Source organism: Rhizobium mulingense, from assembly GCF_029194105.1.
Lineage (GTDB): Bacteria > Pseudomonadota > Alphaproteobacteria > Rhizobiales > Rhizobiaceae > Rhizobium > Rhizobium mulingense.
Genome location: NZ_JARFVE010000003.1, coordinates 399,360 through 415,426, shown reverse-complemented (window position 1 = coordinate 415,426; position 16,067 = coordinate 399,360). Strand labels below are relative to the sequence as shown.

13 protein-coding genes are annotated in these 16,067 nt (G+C 62.0%); 6 read left to right on the top strand and 7 right to left on the bottom strand.

All coding sequences use genetic code 11. From position 1 onward, the window contains the following. Nucleotides 1-85: 85 nt before the first annotated feature. Nucleotides 86-385 (top strand): hypothetical protein, encoded by a 300-nt coding sequence (locus PYR71_RS06850; protein ID WP_009986922.1) that lies wholly within the window; start codon nucleotides 86-88, stop codon nucleotides 383-385. 97 nt (nucleotides 386-482) lie between these two features. Here PYR71_RS06850 and PYR71_RS06845 read toward each other — a convergent pair whose 3' ends face one another. The 6 genes from PYR71_RS06845 to PYR71_RS06820 all read right to left on the bottom strand — a co-directional run bounded on the left by PYR71_RS06845 (nucleotide 483) and on the right by PYR71_RS06820 (nucleotide 9,558). Continuing rightward, nucleotides 483-1,853 carry an alpha-glucosidase/alpha-galactosidase gene (locus PYR71_RS06845; protein WP_275618740.1) on the bottom strand — a complete coding sequence of 457 codons (1,371 nt, stop codon included), beginning with the start codon at nucleotides 1,851-1,853 and terminating at the stop codon, nucleotides 483-485. A 24-nt stretch (nucleotides 1,854-1,877) separates the two neighbouring features. Then, nucleotides 1,878-3,545 (bottom strand): ABC transporter ATP-binding protein, encoded by a 1,668-nt coding sequence (locus PYR71_RS06840; RefSeq protein WP_086156553.1) that lies wholly within the window; start codon nucleotides 3,543-3,545, stop codon nucleotides 1,878-1,880. A gap of 10 nt (nucleotides 3,546-3,555) precedes the next feature. After that, nucleotides 3,556-4,692: an ABC transporter permease gene (locus PYR71_RS06835; protein WP_275618739.1), complete on the bottom strand. Its 1,137-nt coding sequence runs from the start codon at nucleotides 4,690-4,692 to the stop codon at nucleotides 3,556-3,558. A gap of 1 nt (nucleotide 4,693) precedes the next feature. Continuing rightward, the gene (locus tag PYR71_RS06830; protein WP_275618738.1) at nucleotides 4,694-5,701 is read right to left on the bottom strand and encodes an ABC transporter permease; all 1,008 of its coding nucleotides are present in this window, start codon (nucleotides 5,699-5,701) and stop codon (nucleotides 4,694-4,696) included. Nucleotides 5,702-5,879: 178 nt separating this feature from the next. Then, nucleotides 5,880-7,967, bottom strand: a complete 2,088-nt coding sequence (locus PYR71_RS06825; RefSeq protein ID WP_275618737.1) for an ABC transporter substrate-binding protein — start codon at nucleotides 7,965-7,967, stop codon at nucleotides 5,880-5,882. 124 nt (nucleotides 7,968-8,091) lie between these two features. Continuing rightward, nucleotides 8,092-9,558: an alpha-glucosidase/alpha-galactosidase gene (locus PYR71_RS06820; RefSeq protein WP_106795690.1), complete on the bottom strand. Its 1,467-nt coding sequence runs from the start codon at nucleotides 9,556-9,558 to the stop codon at nucleotides 8,092-8,094. Nucleotides 9,559-9,802: 244 nt separating this feature from the next. On the opposite strand from PYR71_RS06820, the gene PYR71_RS06815 reads away from it, so the two are divergent. After that, nucleotides 9,803-10,645, top strand: coding sequence for an AraC family transcriptional regulator (locus PYR71_RS06815; protein ID WP_077995015.1), 843 nt, complete (start codon nucleotides 9,803-9,805; stop codon nucleotides 10,643-10,645). Nucleotides 10,646-10,670: 25 nt separating this feature from the next. Here the strand turns inward: PYR71_RS06815 and PYR71_RS06810 are convergent, their stop codons facing one another. Continuing rightward, nucleotides 10,671-11,732 (bottom strand): methyltransferase domain-containing protein, encoded by a 1,062-nt coding sequence (locus tag PYR71_RS06810; RefSeq protein WP_275618736.1) that lies wholly within the window; start codon nucleotides 11,730-11,732, stop codon nucleotides 10,671-10,673. 197 nt (nucleotides 11,733-11,929) lie between these two features. On the opposite strand from PYR71_RS06810, the gene PYR71_RS06805 reads away from it, so the two are divergent. The 4 genes from PYR71_RS06805 (at nucleotide 11,930) to PYR71_RS06785 (ending at nucleotide 15,579) form a co-directional block, all read left to right on the top strand. Beyond that, the gene (locus PYR71_RS06805) at nucleotides 11,930-12,247 is read left to right on the top strand and encodes a helix-turn-helix domain-containing protein (protein ID WP_275618735.1); all 318 of its coding nucleotides are present in this window, start codon (nucleotides 11,930-11,932) and stop codon (nucleotides 12,245-12,247) included. After that, nucleotides 12,248-12,508, top strand: coding sequence for a hypothetical protein (locus PYR71_RS06800; RefSeq protein WP_097581874.1), 261 nt, complete (start codon nucleotides 12,248-12,250; stop codon nucleotides 12,506-12,508). Between the two features lie 10 nt (nucleotides 12,509-12,518). Beyond that, entirely contained in the window at nucleotides 12,519-12,758 is a 240-nt protein-coding gene (locus PYR71_RS06795; protein WP_275618734.1) for a hypothetical protein, read from the top strand. A gap of 259 nt (nucleotides 12,759-13,017) precedes the next feature. Next, complete coding sequence (locus tag PYR71_RS06785; protein WP_275618732.1) at nucleotides 13,018-15,579, top strand: GcvT family protein; 2,562 nt, start codon at nucleotides 13,018-13,020, stop codon at nucleotides 15,577-15,579. The last annotated feature ends 488 nt before the right edge of the window (nucleotides 15,580-16,067 follow it).

The window sequence follows — 16,067 nt, the reverse complement described above, 5'->3', positions numbered from 1 at the left end:
CAGACGAGGGCTCCGCAAAGTTTGGGTTGACCGCCTTCGATGACAAGGCAACACTTGCACCAGCAGCAAGGCAGGAGGAAAATCGATGGATGAACCAGACCGCTGGCGCAATATGGCAACCGCACCGAAGGACGGCAGCCGGATCCTGGTGACGATCCGGGCGTCCGAGCAGGGGCCGGCGGAGGTTGACCTCGCCTATTGGTCGCATGGCGATCAATTCGCGGGAGAAGGGTGGCGCGCGTCTGATTCGTCGCCCGGGCACATCATCGAATATGCCGAGCCGGAGTTGAAGTGTTGGATGCCGATGCCATCGGCCAATCGCACCTCGATGCCTTCGCCCTGGGAAGGCGATGACGACGAGCAGCTGGATGGGTCGGGGATTTAGAGTTTCCGGCAAATGCATGCCGACAGGCGCCCCCAAGCAAAAGCCCCGCGGTTGTTGCCACCGCGGGGCTCCTTGATGCCCGACCAGGGAGAGGCGGTCAGGCGGCCTGGACTTTTTTCGTTGTGCGGGCCCATTCCGGCAGCCAGTCGCCGTGGGTGGCGAGCAGGTCGTCGACCAGCGACCAGATCTGGTCGAGGTCGAGTTCGGCGGCGGTGTGCGGATCCATCATCGCGGCGTGGTAGATGTGCTCGCGATTTTCGGTCATCAGCGCCTGCACCGTCAGCTCCTGCACGTTGATATTGGTGCGGATCAGCGCGGTCAGCTGCGGCGGCAGGTCGCCGATGAAGGTCGGCTGGATGCCGGAGGCGTCGACGAGGCAGGGCACTTCGGCGGCGCAATTTTCCGGCAGCGAGGTGATGCAGCCATTGTTGCGGACGTTGCCGTAGATCACCGAGGGTTCGCCGGTCCAGACCGAGTTGATGATCGAGGAGGCATATTCCTTCGATGGCTGAACCTCGATCTTGTCGGCGCTGCGGTAGGCCTCCGCCTGGCCCTTCCAGCGCTCGATCTGCTCGATGCAGCGCTTCGGATATTCATCGAGCGGAATGCCGAATTTCTCGATCAGGTCATCGCGGCCCTCCTTGATAAAATAGGGCGTGTATTCGGCGAAATGCTCCGAGCTTTCGGTGACGAAATAGCCGAGCCGCGTCAGCATCTCGTAGCGCACCTTGTTCGGGCAGCGCGGGTTCCAGCCGGGCTTCGGCGCCCTGCCCTCACGATAGGCGCGCAAGAGATCGGGATAGAGGTTGCGGTAGGAGCCGTCGGCCTGGCGATGCTCGAATTTGAGATAGAAGGCCATGTGGTTGATGCCGGCGGCGCGGTAGCGGATTTCCTCGTAGGGAATGTCGAGATCGTGGGCGAGCTCCATCGCCGTGCCCTGCACCGAGTGGCAGAGGCCGACTTGGCGAATGGTCGGGTATTTCTCGGCGATCGCCCAGGTGTTGATCGCCATCGGGTTGACATATTGCAGCATGATCGCTTGCGGGCAGACGGCGAGCATATCCTCGCAGACCTTCCAGAGATGCGGCACGGTGCGCAGGCCGCGCATGATGCCGCCGACGCCGAGCGTGTCGGCGATCGTCTGGCGCAGGCCGTATTTCTTCGGCACCTCGAAATCGGTGACGGTGCAGGGCTCATAGCCGCCGATCTGGAAGGCGACGACGACGAAATCGGCGCCGGCCAGCGCCTTGCGCTGGTCGGAATAGGTCTCGGCCCTGGCCTTGACACCGAGCGTCGAGATCAGCTTGTTGACGACGATGGCGCTTTCTTCCAACCGCTGCGGATTGAGGTCCATAAGGGCGATCGTTGCGCCCGAGAGCGCCGGACGCTGCAGCACGTCGCCGATGATGTTCTTCATGAAGACGGTGGAGCCTGCTCCGATGAACGTGATTTTGGGATTTGCAGCCATTATAACCTCCGGCATGCGGGTCAATCATGCTACCTCGAAAGCGGCCTTGACGAGCCGTTCGGTGTAGGCGGTCTTGGGATGGGTGAGAACTTCGTTGACGGGACCTTCCTCGACGATCTTGCCATGCTGCATGACGATGACGCGGTGGCAGAGCGCCCTCACAACCTTGAGGTCGTGGGAGATGAAGAGGTAGCTGAGGCCCCGCTCGTCCTGCAGCTTGCGCAAGAGTTCGATGATCTGCGCCTGGACGGAGAGGTCGAGGGCCGATGTCGGTTCGTCGAGCAGGATGAATTCCGGCTCCAGCGCGATGGCGCGAGCAATGGCGATGCGCTGGCGCTGGCCGCCGGAAAATTCATGCGGGAAACGCGAGAGGATATTGCCGGGCATGCCGGCGGCAACAAGCGCCTCGCGCACCCGGTCCTGCCGCTCGGCCCTGGTGGCGCCGAGCCGGTTGACGACGAGGCCTTCCTCGATGATCTGGCCGATCGTCATGCGCGGGTTGAGCGATGAGAACGGATCTTGAAAGACGATCTGCATGCGGGCGCGGAAGGGGCGCATCTCGGCGCGGGAGAGGCCGTGGATCGGCTGGCGGTCGAAATGGATTTCGCCGGCCTGCGGCGTGTTGAGCCGCAGGATCGCCTGGCCGAAGGTCGTCTTGCCGGAGCCGGATTCGCCGACGAGACCGAGCGTCTCGTGGCGGCGCAGCGTCAGGCTCAGGCTGTCGACGGCGACGAGTTCGCGCATCTCCGGCTTCAGGAAAGTGCCGTGGCGCATCATGAAGCCGACGCGCACACCCTTGGCGTCGAGGATGATATCGGATCCCTCCGGCAGCGGATTGGCCTGGCCGCGCGGTTCGGAGGCGAGCAGGTGTTTGGTATAGGCGTGCTGCGGATTGGCAAACAGCGCTTCGGTGACATTGTGCTCGCGCACTTCGCCATGCTGCATGACATAGACGTAGTCGGAGAACTGCCGCACCACCGTCAGGTCGTGGGTGATGAGGATGACCGCCATCCCCAACTCTTTCTGCAGGTTGCGGATCAGGTTGAGGATCTGCGCCTGCACGGTGACGTCGAGCGCCGTCGTCGGCTCGTCGGCGATCAACACATCGGGATCGTTGGCGAGCGCCATGGCGATCATTACACGCTGGCGCTGACCGCCGGAAAGCTGATGTGGATATTGCATGAGCCGAGCGGCGGGATCGGGGATCTGCACATGTTCCAGCAGTTCCAGCGCCCGCTTTTGCGCATCCCTGCGGCTCATGCGCCGATGCACGCGGATCGCCTCGACGATCTGGCTGCCGATCGTATAGATCGGGTTCAGCGAGCTCATCGGCTCCTGGAAGATCATCGAGATGCGGTCGCCGCGCAGCTTGCGGCGGGCCCGCTCCGAGAATTTCAGAATATTGCTGCCGTCATAGGAAACAGTCGATTTGTCGGAGACGACGGCACGTTTCGACAAGAGCCCCATCACCGTGCGCGCCGTCACCGATTTGCCGGAGCCGGATTCGCCGACGATGGCGATCGTCTCGCCGCGATAGAGCTGGAAGGACACGTCCTTGACGGCTTCGACCATGCCATGCTCGACCTTGAAATTCACCGCCACGTTGCGCGCATCGATGATCGGCGTCTCCGACCGGCCATCATGGTCATGACGGACGGGTGGGGCGAAGGAATTGACCAGGGAAAGAGCCATATCAATCACCTCAATAGGGGTCGACAGCATCGCGCAGTCCGTCGCCGAGCGCATTGAAGGCGAAGACGGTGACGAGCACGAAGCCGACGGGGGAGAGAATCCAGGGATAGGAACCGATGACCGAGTAGGTCGCCGTATCCTGCAGCATCAGCCCCCAGGAGATCAGCGGCGGCTTGACGGCAAAACCCAGGAAACCGAGGAAGGATTCCAAGAGCACGACGCTCGGTATGGCCAGCGTCACCGCGACGATGACGTGGCTCATCACATTCGGGAAAATATGCTGCATGATAATGCGCCGGTCGGTGGCGCCGACGGCCATCGCCGCCCTGACGTAATCGATACGGGCGAGCGCCAGGGTCTTGCCGCGCACCTCGCGTGACATCTGCGCCCAGCCGAGCGCCGACATCACGACGATCACGAAGCCGAGGAAGACATTGGTCGGCGCCGTCACCGGGATCAGCGAGGTCAGCGCCAGATAGAGCGGCAGCTGCGGGAAGGCGAGCACCAGCTCGACGAAGCGCTGCACCCAGATATCGAAGGTGCCGCCGAAATAGCCCGACACCATGCCGACGGTCGTGCCGATCAGGGTGACGATGAAGACGACGGTCAGCGCGATCATCAGCGAGATGCGCGAGCCGATGATGGCGCGCGACAGCACATCGCGACCGAACTTGTCGGTGCCGAGGAAATGCACGGGCTGGCCGTCGGTCGAGCCGAAGAAGTGGCGGTCGGCCGGAATGAGGCCGAACAGCTTGTATTCGGCGCCCTTGACGAAGAAGCCGAGCAGGCGCGGATTGTCGTAATCCATGCCGACGATCGGCTGGAAGGTGACCGGGTCGAGCTCCTCGGAATCCGACAGCGCATAGACGCGGGGCTGGAAGACGAAATTGCCGTCCTTGTCGTGGAAGCTCATCACCTGCGGCGGCGCGAAGCCGACATCGGTCGCCTTCGGATCCATCGGCGCGAAGAAATCGGCAAAGACCGCCATGAGGATCAGGAGCCCGACGAGCACCAGCCCGGCCATGCCGGTCCAGGAGCGCCGCAGCCGGCGCCAGACGAGCGCCAGATAGCTCTCATTGCCGTGCGGAGGCTTCTTGATCGCGCGCTCGGTTGTCGGAGGCGTGTCGGAAGAGTCGAAAGCAAGCATCTCAGGCTCCTCCGAATTGGCGTACGCGTGGATCGAGCAAGGCGAGCAGCATGTCGGCGATGATATTGCCGACGATCAGCGTTGCCGACAGCACCATCATGAAGGTCGCGGTGACGTAGACGTCGCCGACCGCCATCGAGCCGACGATCGCCGGCCCGACGGTCGGCAGCGCGAAGATGATCGCGGTTTCGATCTCACCGGTCAGCATGTAGGGCAGCACGACGCCCTGATACATGACAAGCGGATGCAGCGCGTTCGGCACGGCGTGGCGCATCACCACCGCCCCGCCCGTAAGACCTTTGGCCTTGGCGGTTTCGACATATTGGGCATTCAGCGTGTCGAGCAGATTACCGCGCATGACGCGCATATTGTAGGCAAGCCCGCCGAAGGTGGCGATCGCCACAACCGGCCAGACATGGCGGACGAGATCGACGAACTTCCCCCAGGACCAGGGCGCGCCGCCATATTGCGGCGAAAAGAAGCTGCCGATCTCGGACACGTTGAACTGGAAGACCAGGAGATAGACGATGATCAGCGCCATCAGGAAGCGCGGCACCGTCATGCCGAGGAAGGAAATTCCCGAAAGCAGGCTGTCGATCCAGCTGTACTGGCGCGTCGCCGCCCAGATGCCGAAACCGATGCCGAGCACGGAAGCGAAGATGTGGCAGACGAGGGCCAGCAGCAGGGTCCGCGGCAGGCGCTCGCCGACGACGTCGGCAACCGGTTTGTTGTAGAACATGCTGTAGCCGAAATCGCCGCGGGTGACGATGCCGCCGATCCAGTTGACGTATTGCACGACCAGCGGCTTGTCGAGGCCGTGCTCGACCCGGTAGGCCTGCGCCTGCGCTTCGGCCTGGGCGTAGGAGGCGCCACCCTGGTTGATCAGCTGGGATCTTATGTAATCGGCATAGTCACCGGGCGGAGCCTGGATGATCGCGAAGGTCACCACGCTCAGGATGAACAGAACGGGGATCGCGGAGGCTATGCGCACGAGCAGGAATCGTAACATCGGACGGTCCGCTTCTCCTTGCTGCCAGTCGCTCCTTGTCGGCGCGGCCGGCTTGTTGGTCATATCAGGCCGCGCGCCACGCGCGGCCTGACTCTCGCTTCAGCTGGGAGGGAGCTTTTTCCCGCGCGTCGCATCACCAGCGACGCGCTTTGGCTCTTTCATTCCTGATGCCAATGCATCAGTTGATCGGACCCTTGTCGCCGGGCTTGCCGGGCAGCTGCTCGGGGAACAGCTCGTATTTGCCCTGCTTGTCGGCGGCCACCCACAGGCGTTCGCGGATCACCGAATCTTCAGCCCAGTTGAACATGAAGATCGGTGTGCCCTGGGGAACGTTCGAGAAGCGCTTGTTGATGATGAGCGCGCCCGGATATTCCGTCAGTCCGACGGTGTTGACGTGCTCGGTCGAGATCTTCTGATACTGCTTCATCAGATTGACGCGCTCGTCATTGTTCTGGCTCGTCGTAAACTTGTTGACGACGTCGACCAGTTCCTTTTCGAAGGGCATCAGATCGAGCTGATCATCCTTGCCGGCGCGATGCTGCCAGCTGGTGCGCGGGCCGACCGGGGCAAGCTGCTCGGTATTCTGCACCACCGACGACAGTTCCGTGGTGTTGCGCTGGATCAGCCAGTCGAAGCGGCCGGCATAATGCGCATCGTCACGCTTGGCGCCGTCGAGCGCATTGAGGACGATCTTCAGCCCGAGCTTCTCCATCTGGCCGACCACACCTTCGGCAAGGCTCTTGTCGGTCGTGTACTGATTGTTGACCAGCATGACGATTTCGACATTCTTGCCGCCCGCCGTGCCGGCCGGGAAGTTCACGATGCCGTCGCCGTCGGTATCCTTGAGGCCGGCCTTAGCGAGCTCGGCCTTGGCGCCCTTAAGATCGAAGGGATAGTAGACGGTGGAGTTGCGGTCGTAGAAGCTGGTGCCGGAGGAAAGCCCGCCGGGATAGATCGCCGTGAACGGCCCCTTGACCAGCGAGTCGCCGATCGCCTTGCGATCCAGCGCCATGGTGACGGCCTTGCGGAAGTCCTCGTTGCGGTTGAGCTCGCGGATCGCCTGGCCGCGCTCGTCCGGGTTGCCCCAGCCATTGGCGGAGAAGTTCATGCGCAGGTTATAGCCGATCAGGCGCGGCCCGAAGGCAAGTCGGGCGGGCGCAGTCTTTTCTGCGGCGCGCTTCAGCGAAGCGACGAAGTTTTCCGGCTGCTCGAGGTTGGAGATATCGGCGGAGCCTGCCACGGCCTGAACGTCGCGATCAGCCCAGGTCGAGAGCTTGTAGTGCAGCTCGTTGAGATAAGGCAGCTGGTTGCCCTTCTCATCGACCTTCCAGTAATAGGGGTTGCGGCGCAGCACGATGATGTCGTCGGAGCGATATTCCACCGGCACCCAGGCGCCCATCACAGGCATGTTCATATATTCCGGCGGGAAGGCGTTTTTGAACTGGTCGTAGGTGTTCTTCGAGTATTTCGGGTGCTGGGGCTTCAGGATATGCGACGGACCCGGGCAGAAGTTCGGATAGGCCATCGTGTAGAGATATTGCTTCGGGAAGGCCTCCTTGAAGGTCCATTCGACCGTGTAGTCGTCGATCTTCTTCAGCGTCGTGCCGACACCGAAAGCCTCAGGCGATGCGCCGCCGCCGAGCGGCGAGACGTTCGGGTCGATCACTTCGTCGTCCCAGTAGAACATGATGTCGTCGGCATTGAAGGGCGCGCCGTCCGACCATTTGGCGCCTTCGATCAGATGCATGGTCAGCTTGTGGCCGTCCTCGGACCAATTCCAGCTCTTGGCCAGGTTCGGCAGCGGCTCGGTGTCCTGGGCTTTCACCTGGAACAGCGGCGCGGTGCGCGTCAGGCATTCGGATAGGCCGATATCGATGCCGCCCCAGCCCTGCGTCTGGCCGGCGCCGTAGTTCCAGCCTTCCGGCCGGCCGCCGATGACATGGCGCATCGTATCGCCGTAGACGCCGACGCCATCGGGCATATTGCCCGTCTTGAAGACCATCGGCTCCTTCGGCAGACGATCCTTCACGGGGGGAAGCTTGCCGGCGGAGACGAAATTCTTCGTCACCCAGTCGGGCTCGTGATATTCGGGCAGCGCCTTGAACTCCAGAATGGAGTCGCGCGCGACATAGTTGATCTTGCCTTCGGCCGGAAATTCCGGCGGCACCGGCGGCACCGTCGGTTCGGAAGCATGGGCATGCAGCGCCAAGACCGAGACGCCGAGCGCCAGTCCGGCCAGAATGCCTGCTTTGCGGAAATTCATCATCGTTTCTCCCTCTTGTTTCGGAGCACGGGGGCAGCCGGCTCCTTTCTCCTCGAACGGCGTGACGGCGGGTTGATGTCATGGATTTCCCTCCCGGAAATCCATGACGACCCATCCTTCACGTAAATCAGCCGGCCTGTTTCAGCGCCGCCTTTTCCGCGCGCAACTCCTCGATCGAGCGGACGCTGCGGCGTGCGGCCCCGGCCCAGTCTCGGGTCTGCACCTTGGATTTCGACAGCCGCTCCTTGGCGGCCGGCACGGCCTCGGCATATTGCGGCAGCCAGCGCGCTTGGGCAACGACCATCTCGTCGACCATCTGCCAGACCTCCTCGGGCGTCGAGACGGCGCCGACCAGCGGATCGTGCAGCACGGCGAGCTTCAGAAGGTCGATGTCGCCGGAGATCGCGGCATGCACCGACATGCGCTGGACGTTGATCGAGGCAATGCAGGTGGCCGCGCAGGCTTCCGGCAGGGTGACGCCGGAGACCATGTTGATGCCGAAGCGGTCGACGAAGCCCGGCGATTCGATGATCGCATCGGCCGGCAGGTTGGTGATGACACCATTGTTCTTGACGTTGAAATGGCCGCGATAGACCCGGTTGGTCTCCAGCGCCTCGAGAATATGGCTCGCATGTTCGTTCGAGCGCTTGGCTGGATCGATCGGCTTGCCGGCGGATTCCAGGAATTGCGGGAATTCCGTCTCGAACCAGTTGCGCGTTTCGGTGGAATAGCGGAGATAACCGCCGGTCTCGCCGTGGATCCAGTCGGACATGTCGATCCAGCGGGTAATTTCCTCCGGCCGCTTGCGGTACCAGGGCAGGTATTCCGAAAGGTGGCCGTTGCTCTCCGTCGAATAGACGCCGAAACGCTTCAGCACGTCGATGCGCAGTTTCTCCTGCTGCGAATAGACGGGATGCGCCTCGAATGCGGCCACCAGCTCATCCTTGCCGATCTTGCGGCCGTTGAGGCGCAGGTCGATGAACCAGGTCTGGTGGTTGATGCCGGAGCAGACATAGTCGAGCTCGCCAAGCGATTTGGCGCCGAGCACCTCGGCGATCTGTTCGGCGCCGTGCTGGACACCGTGGCAGAGACCGACGGTGTCGACCTTGCCATATTCGATCGCCGCCCAGGTGTTCATCGCCATCGGGTTGGCATAGTTCAGGAATTTCGCGCCCGGCTCGGCGACCTCCCGGATATCTTTGCAGAAATCGAGAATGACGGGGATGTTGCGCTGGCCGTAGAGGATGCCGCCGGCGCAGATCGTATCGCCGACGCACTGGTCGATACCGTATTTCAGCGGAATGCGGATGTCGTCGGCATAGGCCTCGAGCCCGCCGACGCGCACACAGCTGATAATATAGCGCGCGCCTTCCAGCGCCTGGCGCCGGTTGGTCGTTGCCGTCACCTTGGTCGGCAGCCCGTTCGACTCGACGATGCGGTCGAGGATCGCCTTGATCATTTCGAGATTGTGTTCGCTGAGATCGGTCAGCGCGAATTCCACGTCCCGGAACTCCGGAACGCACAATATGTCGGTGAACAGCTTCTTGGTGAAACCGACGCTGCCCGCACCGATGATAGCGATTTTGAAACTCATGATCTTCACCTCGACCCAATGGAATGCTAGAGAAAAGACGGTTGTGGAGGACCAGGCCGCATGCCGGCGCATGTGGTTGAAAGGGCCGTAAAACCTGCCTGTTTTCCTCCCGGCCACCGTATCGGCCGCGTTCTCCTCTTTTTGTTGAGCGGGATTATGCCCGAATCCGGCGGGCCGACCAGAGAAGGATTATGCTTTCAGGGGTAATTTTGTGCTGCAGGATTTGATCGCCAACGGACAGTCGATGAGGACGGTTTCGCTGCCCCGCGGCCGCCAGCGTCTGCACGCCATGCCGACCAGCGCCGGTTATGAAGTGCGGGAGAACGAGACCTATGACTGGGACGGCAGACGGCGCGGCCAGACCCCCTTCACCGTGCTGCAGCACACGATCAGCGGCAGCGGCCGGCTGCGCTACCTCAATCGCAATTATCGCCTCCAGGGAGGCGATACGCTGCTGGTACTCGTGCCGCACAACCACCGCTACTGGCTGGAGAAGGGCGAGCGCTGGGAGTATTTCTGGATCTCAATGAACGGCGAGGAGACGCTGCGCATCCACCAGCTGGTGCTGTCCACCGCCGGCCCGGTCCTGAAGCTGCAGCCTTCGACCATCGATCATCTTGCCGATTGCAGCCTGCGCCTCGTCAAGGGCGCGACTTCGCCGGGTGCTGCCTCGGCGATCGCCTATGAAGCGGCGATGGCGCTCTATGACGACGTCTTCAATTCGCCGGCCTTTGCCGCCGAGCTCAGCCTGATGCAGCCGGTGATCGACCATATCAACGCCAATCTCGACAAGCCGCTGCCGGTCAATGAACTCGCCGCCATCGTCGGCCTCAGCCGCGCCCATTTCTCGCGCAGCTTCGCCGAGAGCGAAGGCGTGCCGCCGGCCGAATTCGTGCTGCAGCAGCGGCTGCAGCGCGCCGTCAAGCTGCTGACCAAGGCGGACTTCCTGCCGGTCAAGGAAGTCGCCATCATGTGCGGCTTCGAAGACGCCAATTATTTCTCGAAGGTCTTCCGCCGCGTCTACGGCACCAATCCCACCGAATTCCGCACGACTGGCATGTATGCCAGCATCGGCCGGCCGAAATAGCGCCGGCCGCCGCGCCGCCGGCTTCTCAGGCCCGGACTTCGAACACCATGTTGAACGGTGTTTCGGTCGCCCGGCGGAAATGCTTGAAGCCGGCGTCGAGCGCCACCTTGCGCAACCTCATTTCCCCCGCCTGGGCGCCAAGCCCGAGCCCCACCTCCTGGGAGAGCGATGCCGGCGTGCAGATCATCGTCGAGGCGCCGTAATAGACGCGTCCGACAGGATTGAGATTGTCCTTGAGGTGGTCATGGGCAAAAGGCTCGACGATCAGCCAGGTGCCGTTCGGCGCCAGCGTCTCCTTGACATGCCGGCCGGCGCCGACCGGATCGCCCATGTCGTGCAGGCAGTCGAACATGGCGACCATATCGTAGTCGCGCCCCGGAAATTCCGCTGCCTTGCCCTGCTTGAAGGTGACGCGGTCGGCGACGCCCGCCTCTTTGGCGGCGGCCTTGGCTCTTTCGATCGACGGGCCGTGATAGTCGAAGCCGGTAAAATGCGAGGCGGGATAGGCCTGCGCCATCAGGATGGTCGAGGCGCCGTGACCACAGCCGACATCGGCGACATTGGCGCCGGCCTTCAGTTTCTCCTCCATCCCGGCAAGCGCCGGAATCCATTCATTGACGAGATGGCTGTTGTAGCCAGGACGGAAGAACCGCTCGGTGCCGCGGAACAGGCAGGTGCTGTGTTCGTGCCAGCCGAGACCCTTGCCGGTGCGAAAGGCTTCGGTGACCTTCGGCTCGTCCATCCACATGGATTGCACGACCTCGAAGGCGCCGACGAAGAAGGCCGGGCTGTTTTCCTCGGCAAACACCATCGCCTGTTCCGCCGTCAGGCTGAAACGATCGGTCTTTTCGTCGTAAACGATATAATCCGCAGCCGCCTGGGCGCTCAGCCATTCCCGGACATAGCGCTCCTTGATCCCGGTCTTGGCGGCAAGCTGCTCAACGCTCACCGGCTTCCCGTCCGCCATCGCCTTGAAGAGCCCCACCTTGTCGCCAAGCACGACCAAGGCACCTGACACGGCGGCGCCGACATCGCCGACGAGACGACCGACAAGTGCATCGAGTTTCTGCATATCTGGCTCACGCATCGTTGCCTCCCGGGCGTGATAAAAGGGCATTAAATTAGACTCTAATAATATGCAGTCAATCAATCCTCCCCATCGCCCAATGAGGAGAGGCATCGAAGGTCGGAGCAATTGCATCGGCTTGCCTTCTGCGGGCGCGCTCACATTTTCATAGAGCTGCCCCAGCGCCAAATCAGAGTCTCAATGCCAGGTGGATATTCATGCTGTCTCCAGCCCAATGCCGTGCCGCGCGTGCTCTTATCGCCTGGTCCAAGCAGGATCTGTCCGCAGCCTCTCAGATAACCAAGGCGACGATTGCCGGTTTCGAAACAGGAAGGCTTTCCCCTGACGAGCGAACGCTGCGGCATATCAAGCGCGCCCTGGAAGACGCCGGCGTGCTTTTCATCGCGGAGAATGGCGGCGGCGCCGGCGTTCGCTTGGCAAAACCGGCGTCGGCTTCTATAGACACGGACGAGACCGAGACGGTCCAATATGAAGAATATCTCAAAAACGACGCCCCTCCCGGCGCTGGCGGCTGAATGACAAAGAAGCAGAAGATTGAGCACTCCGAACTGGCCGGAGAATTCACCGACGACGGCATCACCGTGCTCGTCGATATTTTTCGAACCGCCGGCAGCAACGAAGACTGGACGATGGAAGTCGTCACCCAGTCTGAAGATCTGATCCGCTGGGACGAGCCCTTCGCGACCGACCGGGAGGCTTTTGACGAATTCCTCGCGGTGGTGGCGCGCGACGGCATCCGGTCCCTTCTCGAAGACGAAGAACCTTCCGTGCATTGAGGGGCAGCCCGTGAAAAGCATCAATGATCTCGTCGCCTCGGCGAAAACCGTCTGTGACCGATACCGGGCCGGGCGGATGGAGCGCGAAACCGTGCGCGAATGGGTCCTTGGACTGGGCGCCTATCCATCGCCGCATGGCGAGCGCGTGCGCGAGGCGATGGAATGGTTCCGCCTGCAAAATCGCGAGCCTGTTTCGGAAGAGATCGTGCGCGTCGATATCGACCGGCTCCAGGCGATTTCGGCGCCGTGACGGGGAAGCGCTTTGCTTCAGCGGCGATCCGGACTAGCGCAATTGCGCCGTTACTCGGCGGCGTAGGACCAATGACGATCATGAGCCTTAGGCATAATGCCCTCATCTCAGCTTCCTTGCGAAGAGGCCTGGGGGTTTTGCAGCTTCGGTAAACGTGACACGCTTACGAGGCTGACATGGCTCCTGGATCTCATGCGTGAACCGCAAACCAAGCGCGGCTAGGTTATTTAATTCGTGCCATAAGTAGAAGGAACAGCACGTGGCAGCATTTCCGGAAAAGGCAAAGGTCGTCATCATCGGGCTCGGGGGCATCGTCGGTGCCTCCATCGCGCATCATCTCGTCGAGCGGGGATGGGACGATATCGTCGGCATCGACAAGTCGGGCATCCCGACCGATATCGGCTCGACAGCCCATGCCTCGGACTTCTGTTACACCACGAGCCACGACTATCTGTCGGTCTGGACCACGCAATATTCGATCGATTTCTACGAGAAGATGGGCCATTATGCGCGCATCGGCGGCCTCGAAGTGGCGCGCACCGGCGACCATGCCTGGATGGAGGAAATCAAGCGCAAGCTGTCCTCGGCCCGCGCTTTCGGCACGCGCGCCCATTATGTCAGCCCCTCCGAGATCAAGCAAAAGTTCCCGCTGATCGAGGAAGATCAGGTAATGGGCGGCCTCTTCGATCCGGATGCCGGCCTCGTCATTCCGCGCTCGCAGACCGTTGCCGGCAAGCTGGTCGACGCCGCCGAAAAGGCCGGCAAGCTTAAGGTGTTCGGCAACACGCCGGCGAAGTCGCTGATCGTCGAGAACGGCCGGATCAAGGGCGTCGTCACCCATCGCGGCACGATCATGGCCGACCACGTCATCGTCTGCGCCGGCCTCTGGGGACGCCTGATCGCCGAGATGGTCGGCGAAGACCTGCCGGTCATGCCGGTCGACCACCCGCTCACCTTCTTCGGTCCCTATAACGAGTTTGAAGGCACCGGCAAGGAGATCGGCTTCCCGCTGCTGCGCGACCAGGGCAACTCCGCCTATATGCGCGATACCGGCGACCCGGCGACGACCGAGGGCGGCCAGATCGAGTGGGGCTACTACGAAGCCACCAACCCGCGCATGTGCCATCCGCGCGAGCTCCTCGAGAAACACGAAGCGCGCCTTTCGCCCTCGCAGCGCGATCTCGAGATGGAACAGATCATCGAGCCGCTCGAGCGCGCCATGGAATTGACGCCGATCCTCGGCGAACTCGGCTATAACGAAGGTCACTCCTTCAACGGCCTGCTGCAGGTTTCCGCCGCCGGCGGCCCGTCCTGCGGCGAAAGCCAGAAGGTGCGCGGCCTCTGGTACTGCGTCGCCATCTGGGTCAAGGACGGCCCGGGCTACGGCAAGCTGATCGCCGATTGGATGACCGACGGCCGCACCGAAATCGACCACAACAGCATCGACTATGCCCGCTTCTATCCGCATCAGTTGACAGAAGAATTCATCGAAAACCGCTGCTTCGAAGCCGCCCAGAAGATCTATTTCCCGGCCGTTCATACCCGCGAACCCTATGCATCCAGCCGCAACGTCAAGCGCTCGCCGTTCTACGAGCGCGAAAAGGAGCTGGGCGGCTACTTCATGGAACTCGGCGGCTGGGAGCGTGCGCACGGCTACGCCGCCAACGAGCACCTTCTGGAAAAATATGGCGACCGCGTGCCAGTGCGCGAGAATGAATGGGACAATCGCCATTTCTGGCGCGTCTCGAATGCCGAGCATCTGGCGATGAGCGAGGATTGCGGTATCGTCAATCTCAGCCACTTCCACATGGTCGATATCGAAGGACCTGACCATGTCGAGCTGATGGAATGGCTGTGCGCCGCCAAGATCGGCGGCGATGCCAACATCGGCAAGGGCGTCTACACCCACTTCCTCGACGACGAAGGCATGGTCCGCGCCGACTTCACCGTCTTCCGCATGGCCGACCGCTGCCGTCTCGTCAACGGCGCCGATGCCGGCCCGCGTGACCTGCATTATATGCGGCGTGTCGCCCAGGATCGCGGCCTTGATGTGACGATCTCCGATGTCTCGGAGAAATACATCACCATCGGCATCTGGGGACCGAATGCCCGCGAGACGCTGAAGAAGGTCGTTGCCGATCCGGCCGGGCTCGATCAGGAAAACTTCGCCTTCGCAGCCATCAAGCCGATTGAAATCGCCGGCAAGACGGTCACCGCCTTCCGCATCTCCTATGTCGGCGAGCAGGGCTGGGAACTGCATATGAAGTACGAGGACGGCCTTGCCGTCTGGGATGCGCTGCGCTCGACCGGCGTGATGGCCTTCGGCGTCGAGACCTATGCAAACTCGCGCCGCATGGAAAAGAGCCTGCGCCTGCAGAACGCCGACCTCCTGACCCAGTACAACCTGATCGAAGCCGATCTCGCCCGTCCGAAGGTCAAGGAAGCCGATTTCCGCGGCAAGGCGAAACATCTTGAATACAAGGCGCGTGAGCACCAGCCGGCCATGCTCTGCACGCTCGTGATGACCGAGAATACCGACAAGTCGGGCGTCAAGCGTTATCCCGTCGGCAACCTGCCGGTCGTCGATCCCGCCACCGGCGAGGTCCTGATCGACGAGCTCGGCCGCCGCTCCTACACGACCTCGATCGCCTACGGCCCGACGGTCGGCAAGAACATTGCACTGGCCTACCTGCCCTGGTCTTATTGCCAGGTCGGACGCAAGCTGAATGTCGAGTACTTTGCCGAGACCTATCCGGTGGAGGTTGTCGGCGTTGGCTACAAGCCGATCTACGACCCGGAAAACCTGAAGCCGCGCACCTAAGCGCTCAAGCACTCAAGCACGTGTGGCGCCGTAGCATGGCGGCGCCACAAACTCAGTTGCCCGAACGCCAGAGCAGGGAATTCGGGATTGTTGTCGTCGGCGCACCTTCGGTCGATCTTTTCTGCGGCAATCGGGCGGAGGCCCGACGCGCCGGATTGAGACCGGCCACACTCCGCGTCGATCGGAAGGCCTCACGTTAAACTGCGGCTCGATTGAGCTCGCTGGTGGCCGGCTCAACTACCTATTTTCGGGTTGCGGCCGATGCTCCGCCCACGAAGCGAAACGGGACTTCCGGCGCGCCACTGCGTCGGGCCGAAGAACCGAGATGTGCCGTGAGCGTCGAATATTGTTGCCTTCAATTGCATTCCGCTGCGTCTCGCACATCGCCCTGCAAGGTGACCGTTCACTCATCGCATGCCTCCAGCTTTCCCAGCTATTGTTCAGCACAGCTATACACCCAGTGCACGGACAACACGTTTATCTTTGCC

Bases quoted from the DNA above. Each gene is read 5' to 3' on its own strand.
- PYR71_RS06850 (WP_009986922.1), top strand. From the start codon at position 86: ATGGATGAACCAGACCGCTGGCGCAATATGGCAACCGCACCGAAGGAC.
- PYR71_RS06845 (WP_275618740.1), bottom strand. From the start codon at position 1,853: ATGGCTGCAAATCCCAAAATCACGTTCATCGGAGCAGGCTCCACCGTC.
- PYR71_RS06840 (WP_086156553.1), bottom strand. From the start codon at position 3,545: ATGGCTCTTTCCCTGGTCAATTCCTTCGCCCCACCCGTCCGTCATGAC.
- PYR71_RS06835 (WP_275618739.1), bottom strand. From the start codon at position 4,692: ATGCTTGCTTTCGACTCTTCCGACACGCCTCCGACAACCGAGCGCGCG.
- PYR71_RS06830 (WP_275618738.1), bottom strand. From the start codon at position 5,701: ATGTTACGATTCCTGCTCGTGCGCATAGCCTCCGCGATCCCCGTTCTG.
- PYR71_RS06825 (WP_275618737.1), bottom strand. From the start codon at position 7,967: ATGATGAATTTCCGCAAAGCAGGCATTCTGGCCGGACTGGCGCTCGGC.
- PYR71_RS06820 (WP_106795690.1), bottom strand. From the start codon at position 9,558: ATGAGTTTCAAAATCGCTATCATCGGTGCGGGCAGCGTCGGTTTCACC.
- PYR71_RS06815 (WP_077995015.1), top strand. From the start codon at position 9,803: ATGAGGACGGTTTCGCTGCCCCGCGGCCGCCAGCGTCTGCACGCCATG.
- PYR71_RS06810 (WP_275618736.1), bottom strand. From the start codon at position 11,732: ATGCGTGAGCCAGATATGCAGAAACTCGATGCACTTGTCGGTCGTCTC.
- PYR71_RS06805 (WP_275618735.1), top strand. From the start codon at position 11,930: ATGCTGTCTCCAGCCCAATGCCGTGCCGCGCGTGCTCTTATCGCCTGG.
- PYR71_RS06800 (WP_097581874.1), top strand. From the start codon at position 12,248: ATGACAAAGAAGCAGAAGATTGAGCACTCCGAACTGGCCGGAGAATTC.